This window comes from Vibrio penaeicida (assembly GCF_002933855.1).
GTDB lineage: Bacteria > Pseudomonadota > Gammaproteobacteria > Enterobacterales > Vibrionaceae > Vibrio > Vibrio penaeicida_A.
The window spans coordinates 13,179-26,184 of sequence record NZ_BFAQ01000008.1; the positions used below are offsets into that span (position 1 = coordinate 13,179).

At 43.9% G+C, this 13,006-nt stretch carries 11 protein-coding genes; 7 read left to right on the forward strand and 4 right to left on the reverse strand.

What is annotated here, in order from left to right; all coding sequences use genetic code 11:
* Positions 1-113 precede the first annotated feature (113 nt).
* A complete protein-coding gene (locus VPNCDNU1_RS01910; RefSeq protein WP_104398791.1) occupies positions 114-296 on the reverse strand; it encodes a hypothetical protein in 183 nt (60 codons plus the stop codon).
* Positions 297-553: 257 nt separating this feature from the next.
* Entirely contained in the window at positions 554-1,447 is an 894-nt protein-coding gene (locus VPNCDNU1_RS01915) for a LysR family transcriptional regulator (protein WP_104398792.1), read from the reverse strand.
* A 107-nt stretch (positions 1,448-1,554) separates the two neighbouring features.
* Between VPNCDNU1_RS01915 and VPNCDNU1_RS01920 the strand changes: the two genes are divergently transcribed.
* Positions 1,555-1,926 carry a YybH family protein gene (locus VPNCDNU1_RS01920; RefSeq protein ID WP_104398793.1) on the forward strand — a complete coding sequence of 124 codons (372 nt, stop codon included), beginning with the start codon at positions 1,555-1,557 and terminating at the stop codon, positions 1,924-1,926.
* Between the two features lie 44 nt (positions 1,927-1,970).
* On the opposite strand, the gene VPNCDNU1_RS01925 is transcribed toward VPNCDNU1_RS01920, so the two are convergent.
* Positions 1,971-3,707: a DEAD/DEAH box helicase gene (locus tag VPNCDNU1_RS01925; protein WP_104398794.1), complete on the reverse strand. Its 1,737-nt coding sequence runs from the start codon at positions 3,705-3,707 to the stop codon at positions 1,971-1,973.
* Positions 3,708-3,778: 71 nt separating this feature from the next.
* Between VPNCDNU1_RS01925 and rsuA the strand changes: the two genes are divergently transcribed.
* The 3 genes from rsuA (at position 3,779) to VPNCDNU1_RS01940 (ending at position 6,435) form a co-directional block, all read left to right on the forward strand.
* A complete protein-coding gene (gene rsuA, locus VPNCDNU1_RS01930) occupies positions 3,779-4,474 on the forward strand; it encodes a 16S rRNA pseudouridine(516) synthase RsuA (protein ID WP_104398795.1) in 696 nt (231 codons plus the stop codon).
* Between the two features lie 111 nt (positions 4,475-4,585).
* The gene (locus VPNCDNU1_RS01935; protein WP_104398796.1) at positions 4,586-5,776 is read left to right on the forward strand and encodes a Bcr/CflA family multidrug efflux MFS transporter; all 1,191 of its coding nucleotides are present in this window, start codon (positions 4,586-4,588) and stop codon (positions 5,774-5,776) included.
* Positions 5,776-6,435 (forward strand): DUF2913 family protein, encoded by a 660-nt coding sequence (locus tag VPNCDNU1_RS01940; protein ID WP_104398797.1) that lies wholly within the window; start codon positions 5,776-5,778, stop codon positions 6,433-6,435. Before VPNCDNU1_RS01935 ends, VPNCDNU1_RS01940 begins: the two co-directional genes overlap by 1 nt.
* Before the next feature lie 251 nt (positions 6,436-6,686).
* Here VPNCDNU1_RS01940 and VPNCDNU1_RS01945 read toward each other — a convergent pair whose 3' ends face one another.
* Positions 6,687-8,138 (reverse strand): DUF2867 domain-containing protein, encoded by a 1,452-nt coding sequence (locus tag VPNCDNU1_RS01945; RefSeq protein WP_104398798.1) that lies wholly within the window; start codon positions 8,136-8,138, stop codon positions 6,687-6,689.
* 253 nt (positions 8,139-8,391) lie between these two features.
* On the opposite strand from VPNCDNU1_RS01945, the gene VPNCDNU1_RS01950 reads away from it, so the two are divergent.
* The 3 genes from VPNCDNU1_RS01950 to VPNCDNU1_RS01960 all read left to right on the forward strand — a co-directional run bounded on the left by VPNCDNU1_RS01950 (position 8,392) and on the right by VPNCDNU1_RS01960 (position 13,005).
* Complete coding sequence (locus VPNCDNU1_RS01950) at positions 8,392-9,771, forward strand: MATE family efflux transporter (protein ID WP_174715123.1); 1,380 nt, start codon at positions 8,392-8,394, stop codon at positions 9,769-9,771.
* 128 nt (positions 9,772-9,899) lie between these two features.
* Positions 9,900-10,571 carry an ABC transporter ATP-binding protein gene (locus VPNCDNU1_RS01955; protein ID WP_101112216.1) on the forward strand — a complete coding sequence of 224 codons (672 nt, stop codon included), beginning with the start codon at positions 9,900-9,902 and terminating at the stop codon, positions 10,569-10,571.
* A complete protein-coding gene (locus tag VPNCDNU1_RS01960; RefSeq protein ID WP_104398799.1) occupies positions 10,552-13,005 on the forward strand; it encodes an ABC transporter permease in 2,454 nt (817 codons plus the stop codon). Before VPNCDNU1_RS01955 ends, VPNCDNU1_RS01960 begins: the two co-directional genes overlap by 20 nt.
* The last annotated feature ends 1 nt before the right edge of the window (position 13,006 follow it).

A 13,006-nucleotide genomic window follows, 5' to 3' on the forward strand; every position in this document is an offset into this window, starting at 1 on the left:
CTGCCAAACTTGAGAATAAATGACGAGTTTTGAAGAGAAGCGCGAAGCAAGAAAGGGTTGAGGTAATGGGCTGATTTTAATTGATTGATGTTAATTGACTCTTAGGGACAAGGCTAGCGAGCTTTTTTAGCTTGGTACACTCGTTTACGTTTATAAGCGATAACCGCAAAAATGATGAGAGCATTAAGCGCGAGCATTTCCTGCTCTTCTGGTATCTTTCCGTATACAAAAGCAAATGCAATTGCGACTGCAATAAAAGCAGCCAGCTTTCTGAAAAGATTAATAAATTGGCTCAAAGCACCCTCTTTTGAAAACAGATTACAAAAAAGCCCGCGAATGGCGGGCAAAAAAAGATACTTCAATCATAATCGCAGGACGCCTATGAAAAGCGTGCCTAGCGGTATATTGCTTAGTTTCTTTTTACCATTCAATCAATCCGATTAAACAAGAAGGGCAATCAATTCAGATTGACTACTCGGATGATGGAAGTGTGGTCATTTTACATGCAGGAGACTATTGAGTCCTTACTCATCGGCTCAATTGTTTATGAATCTTACACTTTCTTACAGACGTAATTTTTATCATACTTATCTCTCATATGCAACGAGGTTTCTATGGCGTTCATTGCTACGGAAACACTAATGGGAACTGCGGATTTAAAGGGATGGAGTACGAAAACTGGAGTCGGGGCCAAATGATAATTTTCTATCACTGGGACGAGTTCATCTTTAGCATCTATGAGAATGTCGGGAATCAAACCAATGCCCATTCCTTTCGATATCAGCGATTTTGTTTGATAAACAGTATTGGTGCGATGTGTAGGTGTAAACGCCATCTCCTTGGATACACCAGTTTGGTTGTGAGCCATTTGATGAACAATTTTTTGCCCCTGCCAATGGTTGGCTATGTAAGGGGGCTTGTGCGATTGAGTTATCGTTTTCTTAGATCTGCATAAGATGTCAGTAAATTCCCCGATTCTTTTTTGTTTGTAATTACTGTCTTTAGAAAAGCCGACTCGAACTGCCAGATCAATATCATGTTCCATTAGGTCGAGTTGTTGATCACTGCAAATCAAATCTAATGAGACGTTCTTATAGCTGGTAAATACATCGACTAATGCAGGCACGACAACGCTTTCCATGAGTGCGTTGGGGGCTGTTAGGGTAAGTTTTCCACTAGGTTCTGTTTGCTGTTCTTGTACCTCTTCCCACGCCAAGTTAGCAATGGAATGCATTTCACGGCAGTGATCATAGAATTTTTGTCCTGCAACGGTGAGAACTTGCTTTCGCGTCGTGCGTTTGAGGAGTGTTGTCTTAAGGTCGGATTCAAGTTGTTTCAAGTGCTGACTTAACACCGACTTGGATAAGTCCAAGCGGTTTGCTGCCTTGGTAATTGACCCTTCTTCGACGATGTTCATAAACAGCGTCATTTGACGAAATCTATCCATAATTGTTCTGTCTGATTAAACAGTCATTTCTAATTGATTTGTTTTTCTTTACTAATCATAACGGTAAATTTCTTGTTGTTCACCCATACAACATAGGAAATACGAAAATGTCGCAAGAAACTCTTAACGCTTGTAAGGCTGGGATTGAGGCTTGGAAAAATGCGTTCAATCAAGGAGATGCAGAAGGTTGCGCATCTCAATACGCCGAGAACACAGAAATGGTGGCTAAGCCATTTGGCACATTTAAAGGAAGAGAAGAGATAGAAACGTTTTGGGCAAATCTCATTGGCCAAGGTTTTACTGAGGTCGAATATTCCAATATAGATTGGCAACCAGAAGGCGAAGGTGGTTACATTTTGAGTGCCCAATGGCAGATGAACAAAGCCTATGGTGTGGTTCATCGTGAGCATTGGCAGCTTCAAGCCGACGGAAAAGCAAGATTGGTTTACGATGAATTTGAAGTGCTCGGTGAACGCTAAATCTGAATGGTAAGCTCAGAGCTCATCGCATAGATCTTAAAGCTTTATTGCGTGAGTTCATCTGCAAAAATCTTGTCGCGCATTGTCCAGAATCGCCCAGATTTTCTTGCAATGACAAACTGAGGCAAGCGGAATCGGTGCTGGTGGTTGACCACCTTTGTGGGTGAGCTCTCTTCGAATGGGCGATGGCGGTCCGCTAGATGAGGGCGAACAAACATTTTTTGAAATGTCTCTTTCTGTTTTTTAGTCGTCAGCGACCAAAACTGATGGACCTGAGCATTGTTATCACCGTAATAAGTGACTTTAAGCTGCGGTTTGCCTTTCTCGTTTTTATGAACAGAGAGCTGCATATCCGTGCATTCAAAAACTAACGCATCTTTCAGGTTCAACGCTTCTTTCAGCTTTTTGTCGGGGTCTACTAATGTGGCGTCGCACTCATGGCAGATACGAGCGGCGATGTCATTATCAGCGCCGCAGTCAGGGCAGTATTTCGCGCGAAAGCGGTAGTCGCAGTGCTCTCGCGTGCCATCTTCTTCTTCGAAGTAGCCTTGGCATTTCCTGCCATAGTGTTCGATTAAGAAGCCGGCTGCGTCAAGTTTGCCCCAAAAGCTGTTGTTAAAGCCGCAAGATGGGCAAGGTATGGTTATGATTTCGCTATCAGAGTCTGGTTTTGGGTTACCTATTTCAGGTTGATAAAGGTCGTAACTATTTCCGGCGTAATCGAGCACCAAACATTCTGTTTTTCCGTTCGAAAGACGAAGCCCTCGCCCAACGATTTGCTGGTACAAACTCACAGATTCGGTAGGGCGTAAAATTGCAATTAAATCGACGTGAGGTGCATCAAAACCAGTGGTCAAAACTGATACATTAACAAGGAATTTGATCTCGCGATTTTTAAAAGATTGGATAATACGGTCACGTTCTTTAGTTTCTGTATCACCGATGACGAGAGAGCATTCATTTTCTGGCAAGATGGAAAGGATTTCTTGGGCATGTCTGACTGTTGCGGCAAAAATCATAACGCCGTGTCGGTCTAGAGCTTGAGCAATAATTTGTTGGACAATTTGAGGTGTCGCTCGTTTTGACTGCTCTATCACCAAGTCCATCTCGGACTCTTTATATCGTCCGGTGGAAGCGGGCTTGAGCTGAGAAAAGTCGTAACTCAATACTGGTGCATCGATAAGCTTTGCCGGTGTTAGAAAGCCTTCGTCGAGTAGGTAGCGAATCGGAAGTTCGAAAATACAGTCGCGGAAGAAACGAGGTTCTTCACTGCGGACCAACCCTCGAGTGTGGTACTGGTAAATCCAACCCATTCCTAAGCGGTAAGGTGTGGCGGTTAAACCAAGTACTTTAATTCCAGGGTTAATGGATTGAACATGGCTGATGACTTTGCGATAGCTGCTGCTGGTATTGTCGGGAACACGATGACACTCGTCGATAACCAGTAACGAAAATTGGTTTGCAAAGGCGTCAAGGTTTCGGACGACAGATTGGACAGAGGCAAACACAACTTGCTGATCCGTCTCTTTGCGCCCTAAACCTGCCGAGTAAATGGAACCTTGCAAATCATACCCTTCGTACTTGGCATGATTTTGCTCAACAAGTTCTTTTACGTGAGCAAGGACTAACACTCTTCCTTTTGCTAGGCGAGCCAATTCAGCAATTACGAGGCTTTTGCCTGCACCGGTTGGGAGCACTATTACCGCAGGTGAGTTATTTTTACGAAAATAATGCACAACCGCTTTAACGGAATCGGCTTGGTAGGGGCGAAGGGTGTACATACAGTAATGAAAATCGTCATTTATTTTTATTTGCTGGGTATAATACCCGACTTAGTAGTTATGAGGTATCCATGCGTTTAGACAAATTTCTCTGTGATGCTCTAGGAGCAACACGTAAAGAAGCCACAAAGATCATTAAAAGTGGCGATGTAACCGTCAATGACACCATGCAAAAAAGCGGTGCCTTCAAAGTAACCGAGGCATGCGACGTTGAATGGCAAGGGCGAACTATCACCATGCAAGGTCCGCGATACATTATGTTATTCAAGCCTGATGGTTTTGTATGTTCCCATGAAGATGGGTTCAACCACACCGCATTTGTTTTACTAGATGAAGTGAAAATGGAAAATTTGCACTTCGCGGGTAGGCTGGATGTGGATACAACAGGGTTAGTTCTCATTACCGATGACGGTAAATGGTCGCACCGTATTACTTCACCAAAACATAAGTGCGAAAAAACCTATCGTGTGTGGCTTGCTGATCCTGTGCAACAAGAGTATGTTGACCGATTCACACAGGGAATTGAGCTCAGAAATGAAAAAGAGCCAACTTTGCCAGCTCAGCTCGAAATTATTGATGAAAAAGAAGTACTGCTGACGATTCATGAAGGTAAGTACCATCAAGTTAAGCGAATGTTTGCGGCACTTGGCAATAAAGTAGAAGGGCTCCACCGAGAGCGCATCGGTGACATCTATTTGGATGAAGACCTAGAACCTGGTGAATACCGTTATCTAACCCAAGAAGAAATTGATTCTGTCTATTCTTGATTAAGCCTAAGGGACGCAAAGCCAGTAACCTTTAGGCATTTTCGTGTCTATAGGTTGGAATTGATATATCTATTACTGACAGTTTTTTCTCATCTTTTCTCTAGGAGAGTTATGTCTTCTCAAAAGACACCTCAACTCAGCTTATTGCTGTTCATTATTTTAGGAGCCATCGGGGCTCTTACACCGCTCGCGATCGATATGTATTTGCCTGCAATGCCTGCGATAGCAAAAGATCTAGGAGTAACCGCGGGTGAAGTGCAAATTACATTAACCGCGTATACGTTAGGGTTTGCATTTGGGCAGCTGCTGCATGGTCCATTGGCAGACAGTTATGGCAGGAGACCAGTGCTGCTTATAGGTGTCGTATTATTTGCGCTTGCCTCAATAGTGTCGGCCACCACAACGGGTATTGATGCATTAATGTCTGTGCGTGTCGCGCAAGGGTTTGCCGGAGCTGCGGCAGCGGTTGTTATACAGGCTGTGGTCAGGGATATGTTCGATAGAGAAGACTTTTCTCGAACGATGTCCTTTATTACATTAGTGGTTACGCTTGCTCCGCTGGTTGCACCAATGATCGGTGGTCACCTCGCCGTCTGGTTTGGTTGGCGTTCGATCTTTTGGACATTGGCCATCTTTTCTGCTGTCGTTATCGCTGCTGTTTTATGGAAAATCCCAGAGACACTGGCACCAGAGAACCGTCAGCCATTAAATTTCAGAACAAGTTTGAGGAACTACGCTAAATTGTGTACCAATCCACTGGCGTTAGGTCTCATTCTTTCAAGTGCGTTTTCATTTTCTGGCATGTTTGTCTTTTTAACTGCTGGCTCTTTTGTTTATATCGATCTTTATCATGTCACTCCTGATCAATTTGGTTATCTATTTGGATTGAATATTATCTGCATGATCCTGATGACGATTCTCAACGGTCGGATTGTAAAAAAAGTGGGCTCACACTGGATGCTAAGACTTGGGTTAACGCTTAAATTGATTGCAGGAGTTGGGCTTTTTCTCGGCTGGCTATTTGATTTAGGGTTATGGGGTATTGTTCCCTTTGTTATGCTGTTTGTCGGTACTATTGCGACAATCGGCAGTAACAGCATGGCGCTACTGCTTAGCGGTTACCCTAAGATGGCAGGTACAGCCTCTTCTTTAGCGGGCACGCTGAGGTTTGGGATCGGATCTCTTATGGGGGCTCTGGTTGCCTTTATGCCGTCGAATACACAAGTACCAATGATTATGATGATGACGCTCTGTGCGGTATTATCCGCACTATTTTACTGGACGTTAGGAAGAAAGGCGTAATGTCTAAATACCATATTGAGATTCAAAACCTTGTTAATACTGCTTTAGATGAAATGGCAGAAGAGCACAATAAAGGGCGTTTAGCTGATACACCGGTGAGCAATACACACTTTATTCTTCGCTGGATTACACGTGCGATTAAAGGTCAGCGTTTTCATCGTGTTGTCAGTGGAGATTTAATTCGCTGGCAAAAATCAGGTCGAAGCAAAGGTACGCAACTCGATCTGCTTTTGTTGTTTCGTCAAATTTCTCAGTTATACGCTGAATTTACGCCAGTAGATAAAGACGCGACTCCTGTTTTAGATAGCGAAATTGAAGGTTTTATCGATTTCATGGAAGCTAAGGGTTGGGCTGTGTGTACTGAATATGATGCCCGAGAGAAGATTCAAGTCTTTACAGAAGGTGACAGTTCATTTTTGCTCTGTTCACATCAATGCGATGATTGTTTTGAAGGCGCTGATTTAATCAAGCCAATGAGCTGGTATGTGCGTGGCAACCACGCGGAATTTATTCGCTTGGCGACGGAGCAAGGATTTTTGGTTCATAAAGTTACCGATTATAAATCGAAGGTGAAATACCATGGTGAGTATTTGGTGTACCCAAATAACCAGGGGCCGCAGTTAGCCGAAATTCCACTTGGCTATGGTATGGATAAATAGACCTAGATAACCTGAACTCGGGATAACAGATTGCTTTCTAATGGCTCTTTTTACTTATTACTTCGTTGAACCCCCTCCCAATAACCCGTTATTGGTTCGTGGCTTCGCCTTGTCTTAAGCAAAAATGGCTCATTAGAATTCATATGTTGGAAATCTACCTGTATTTGAATAGATTAGCTAACCCCTTATCCCGAGTTCAGGTTAGATAGAAAATAGATCCAGATAGGTATAGTAGGGAGCCAAGTGGCTTCCTATTTTTTTGCCTTATTCTCAAGCTTTGCTTGTTGAACAATGGCTTTGATCATTCCTTGAAAAACAAATAGGTGTGCAGGCATCATTGCAAACCAATAGAGCAATCCTAAAAAGCCTTTAGGGTGCCACCAAGCGGTGACGTTCAACTCTCGGTAGTTTCCGTGGTCTTTTAGGGAGAATTCTAACCGCCCTAGTCCAGGACCTTTCATTCCAAACAACAAAGAAATAAAGGCGTTTTCTTCGTGTTTAATGACTTTCCAAGAATCGATATAGTCGCCTTCTTTTAATACAGAATCGCTGGGCTTTTGCCTTACTGGAAGCGATCCGCCAACTAACACATCCATCCACTCTCGAAGTCGCCACATCCATGTAGCAAAGAAGTATCCTTTGTCATGGCTCCCAATTTCTTTAACCACTTTCCAGAGGCTTTGCGCATCCATTTCGGTTTGTATGCTAGCACCCGTCTTTTTTGGGTAGTAGCCAAAGCCTGGCTGCCATCTCTTAAGCGCTGAAGGATCGAAACCCCATACGTTGGATTTCAAATAAGCACCTTCACTTGAAATAGCGGATGCAACGGCTTTTTTGAACGGTATTAAAGGTTGAGGGAATTTACGTTCTAGTGCTTGGCTGTCGGCTATAAAATCGTGTGTGAGCCCTGCTAATAATGCCTTCCCAATACTGGAAGGAACAGAAGTTACCATACCTAACCAATAGCTCGCCATCTTGGGTGTAAGTAATCGAGTAGATAAAATCGGGCGTTTTCTCGACGTTACATTGCAAAGGATCTGAAACTGTTCTCGATAGCTTAAAATATCAGGGCCGCCTGCTTCGAATACTTGGTTTTCACTCGGAGTATCTTTTGCGAGTGCTAACAGGTAATGATTTAAATTATCCAGTGCGATTGGGTTAGCTTTGGAGCCTACCCACTTCGGTGTAATTAAGATAGGGAGGTTATAGACGAAGTCTCGCATGATCTCGAACGCAGCGCTGCCCGCACCAATAATGACACCAGCACGAACTTCGGTAACAGGAACATGAGATTGCCTTAGTACGTTACCTGTTTCTCGCCTTGCTTGTAAGTGCTTAGAGTCGCCAGTCTGAGGTTGAAGTGAGCTCAGGTAAACAACGTGCTGGATTTGGCTTTTATCCAAGGCTTGGCGAAAATTTTCTGCCAGTGACAGCTCATAATCAATGAAGTCATACCCATGTGCCATGCCATGTACGAGAAAGAACGCGAGTTCAAAGTGATTAACAAAATTTAACGTAGATTCACGATCGGCTAAATCAAGGTATTGTATTGTTAAGTTTGGATGCTCTAGCACACGACGTTTTAAGTGTTCAAATTGGCGAGCGACCGCCGTTACGGCGTATCCCTCTTTTAATAGAAGAGGAATCAACTGTGAGCCGACATAGCCGGATGCCCCAAGTACCAATACTCGTTTTAAAGCCATAAAACCTCTAATACCTATCCCGAAAGGTCAACAGCCCCTATTCATTTAGAAACCCTAACATATTGAGTATATTTATTTTTATTATTCATATAGATTAGTATACCTAAGCATCATTAGGTCACTTAGGTACAAAAAATGGCTCGGGTATAGAGCTAAGGAAACGTGTTTCTATACTTTTTCTACCCAATTTTTTCTCCCAATACTTTTACTTCAAAAGTCTTACTCCAATATAAACCGATGGCAAGAGGGTCGTATGACATCAGCAATGCATCTTGTATTTCACCATACTCGAGGGGATTTTATTCGGAAGCTGTTTGCAATTGCTTTGCCTATTGCGTTGCAAAGTGTGATGTTTTCGAGCCGTGGGTTGGTTGATGTATTAATGCTAGGTCAACTCGGAGAAGCAGACATTGCGGCAGTAGGCATCGCGTCACGTGCCATGTTTGTCACCACGATCATGCTGGTGGGCATTACAACTGGTGGTTCCATGCTCATTGCACAGTATTGGGGAGCTGGCAATCACAAAGGTGTGAAGGAAAGTACGGCGCTTACGTGGATGATAGCGAGCCTTATTGCTGCAGTAACCGTTGTTGGTTTCTCACTATTTCCAACTCAAGTGATGAGCCTCGCAACCGACTCACCCGAAGTGATTGCTTTAGGAACTGATTATATTGTGCTTACTGCTTTTAGCATGTTTGGTGTGGCGTGTGTAGCGAGTATGGCAGTGGGTCTACGTTCAATTCAAAAGCCCGGTCTGAGTACTTTCTTTAGTGGTATTGGTATTGTTTCTAATGTGTTTCTGAACTGGGTTTTCATCTTCGGAAATTTAGGCGCACCTGCAATGGGAATAAAAGGCGCGGCCATTGCCACCTTGATAAGCAGCGCCATTGAAGTGTGCTGTCTTTACGGTTATCTGTACTCCAAAAAACATTTATTGTCTTTTGGCTTCCATGAAATGGTAACCGTTTGGAATCGAGAAACCGTCATTCGTTTCTTGAAACTTTCGATGCCAACAACATTTAACTTTCTTGCTTGGGCTGGAGGCTTATTCGTATATCACGCAATCATGGGGCAAACAGGTGTTCAGGGTCTTGCTGCACTCTCTGTGATGACTCCCGTGGAATCCATTTCCCTTTGCGTCATGATTGGTATCTCTACTGCCTCAGCCGCTCTCATCGGTAATCAATTAGGGGCAAAGGATTTAGAGTCAGTTTATTATCGCGCTATCGGCTTAGTGGTGGTGAACATAGGAGTGGGGATTGTTACAGCGACACTTCTTTATTTGTGTCAGATATACATCTTGGACGCATTTACTGCATTGTCTGATGAAACACGAGAACTCAGCCAGAAATTCATGTTGGTATTAAGTGTTGGGATCGTTCTCCGCTCTTTACCTATGATGGCGATTGTTGGTGTACTGAGAGCGGGGGGGGATGTAAATTTTTGCCTCTATCAAGACCTGGTTGCTCAGTGGGTAATTGGCATTCCGGTTACAGCGTTTTGTGCCATTGTTCTTGGGTGGAAACCTGAATATATTTATGCACTATTTTTGCTTGAAGAGCTCATTAAGTGGTTTGGATCAACGTACCGTATAAAAAGCAAGAAGTGGATTAGAAATTTGGTTGAAAATTGAACATAAGTCTCTCTTGTCATGTAACGGTGTGCATATATTGTGATCTCTGCGTCAAAATACTTCCTAGGCTTCCTGTTTTAGTGTAGATTCTCATACCTAATTTCTAACTAAGCCAGTTGAGTAAGTGAATGTTAAATCTTTCAGACCTATGTAAAGGGTACGTGGATGGTGGAGAGTTTCACCCCGTACTACAAGGGGCTGAATTGACATTGAAGCAAGGTGAGCAGCTTGCCCTAATGGGGGAAAGCGGATCAGGAAAAAGCACTTTACTCAATTTGATTGCAGGCATCGATCAAGTCGATTCCGGCGAAATTTGGTTTTCAAAATTTTCTATGCATGCGCAACCTGAATATAAGCGTACAGCGTATCGCAGAAATAACATTGGTCACATCTTCCAACAGTTCAATTTGCTTCCCACTCTAAATATTGCAGACAATATACGTTTTTGTAGGCAGCTCAAAGGGCTTCCAGAAGACCGAGGCTTATGGCGTCAAATACTCTCGGCGCTTGATCTCATGCCTTTACTTGGTCGATACCCTGAAGAAGTGTCTGGTGGGCAGCAGCAGCGAGCTGCGATTGCACGTTCTCTGTATATGGAACCAAAACTTCTTTTGGCGGACGAGCCAACAGGAAGTCTAGATGAAAGAAATGCAGAAGCCGTCATGCGACTTCTTACTAGCTTAACAAAACAGCTCGACTGTACGTTATTGCTCGTGACACACAGTGAAAAAGTGGCGCAACACATGGAAGGTTGCATTCGCCTGCAAGGAGGGCAACTGCATGTTATGGCCCGTAGTTAAGGCACTACTTGGTCACTATAAGCGCCACCCCTTGCAGATTGTTCTCGTCTGGCTAGGATTGACTTTAGGCGTCTCCCTTCTTGTTGGTGTACTTGCCATCAATCACCATGCAAAACAAAGCTACAGTGCTGGCGAAAAACTTTTTTCTAACCCTCTGCCTTACCGTATTCGTCCTGTCCACAGCGCTAATAAGATCCCTCAAGGGTTCTATATCCAGTTAAGAAGAGAAGGTTTTCATCAATGTATGCCTTTTGATGCGCACCGAATCTCAACTCAAAGCGGCCTGGAACTTACTATTACGGGGCTTGATCCCGTCGCCATGCTTGAATTACAGCAAGGTGCATCACTTCGAGACATCAATACCCTTAAGTTAAAAGAACCACCTTATCCGATTATGGTGAGTTCGGATCTTGCTGGCCATTTGAGTTGGCATGATGGGGATTACGTTACCCTTGAGGATGGCTCGTTACTTGGTCCTCTATTGGTAGATGAGCAAAATTTGCTTTCGGGCACACGGGTAATAGCGGACATTGCGCTAATTCGGATGCTAAGCCAGCGAACGGGGTTTGATCTTATTGCCTGCGGAAAGATGCCTCCAGAAAAAGTGGAAACACTAAAAGAGCTTTTACCTAATGGTATGAAATTTTCGCAAAATACTCGGGCTGAACTTGATTCGCTAACGTTGGCTTTTCATACCAATTTGACCGCACTTGGCATGCTTTCTTTCTTTGTTGGTCTGTTTATTTTCTACCAAGCGATGACGCTCTCCTTTGTGCAACGTCAGCCATTGGTTGGCGTGTTGCGTCAAACGGGTGTATCCATGTGGCAGCTCACCTTAGCACTCGTTTATGAGCTGATTTTTTGGATCGTGATTGCTTGGCTTTGCGGCAATGTTTTTGGGCTGTTTTTAGCGAATCAATTGATGCCTAGTGTATCTGCGAGCTTAGAAGATTTGTATAAAGCCAATGTTGGGTTGGATATTCAATGGAGCTGGGACTGGAGTAAGAAGAGCTTACTGGTTTCAATTTTGGGGACGCTGCTCGCTTGTAGCTTTCCGTTGTTCCGACTGCTTAGAACTCAACCAGTCCGATTAAGCGCAAAGCTGTCTATTGTGCGCTTTGCGGGTAAGGAATTTACCTTTCAGGCTATGCTGGCATGTGTATTCGTGGTGGCAGCTGTTGCGGTTCATCAAGCGAATCAAACTCAAGAGTCCGGTTTTGCTTTGATCGCGCTATTGTTGATAAGCGTCGGGCTCTTTATGCCCTTTATTGTATGGAAAATCTTTAATGGTTTGTCGTTCTCGCTGAAATGGGTGAAAGCTCGATGGTTTTTCGCCGACTGTGCTGCCAGCATGAGCTATCGTGGAGTGGCTGCAATGGCCTTTATGCTTGCACTTGCAACCAACATTGGTGTTGAAACCATGGTGGGAAGCTTCCGTGAAACAACGGATAAATGGTTAACTCAGCGTTTAGCGGCAGACGTATATGTGATGCCGACCAATAATATTTCAAAGAGAATGAGTACCTGGCTATCTGATCAAGATGAAGTGAAAGAAGTATGGTGGCGTTGGGAAAAGGAAATAAGCAGTATTTCAGGGACAATGCAAGCAGTCAGTACTGGTAATACAGCAGGTGAAAAAGAAGCGCTTACCCTTAAAGTTGCCATTCCCAATTATTGGTTCCATTTACAACATTCCCAAGGGGTGATGGTCAGTGAATCTATGGCAATAAAAGCGGGAATCCGAGCGGGTGATTACATTGCGTTACCAGCCCCCTTAGATGGCAATTGGCAAGTTGTTGGCGTTTATTACGATTACGGTAACCCCTATAACCAAGTGATGTTGTCACATAGAAACTGGCTGACACATTTTGCTAATCAAGGTGAAGCCGGATTGGGTATTATTCTGAAAGATGGTTTCGCCTCTAGCCAGTTGCTTCGAAAACTTAATCAAGAATTTAAGCTCTCACCTGAGCGGATCTACGATAACAATAAAGTGCATGATCAAGCGTTGAAAGTGTTTGACCGTACCTTTGGCATCGCAGGAACCTTAGGCAATATTACGCTCGTTATCGCTGTATTCGGATTGTTCTTCTCTACGCTAGCCGGTGAAACTTCTCGTCAGCGGCACTTTGCATTGCTCAGGTGTTTTGGCTTATCCGCTAAGGAACTCGTTCTATTGGGTGGCTTACAGCTTCTGGTGATAGGTATTTTCTCAGCGATGATCGCCATTCCATTAGGGTTAGTACTGGCTGATCTCATGATCGATGTTGTCCTTAAACAATCTTTCGGATGGACCATGCAGCTGGAAGTGATCCCTTGGGAGTATGGAACAACGTTCGCTTGGTCATTTGGTGCGCTCATTATTGCCGGCGCTTGGCCCGTCTTTAATATGGTTCGGAAAACCCCAATGAAGTCACTGCGGGACGCGTTATAGT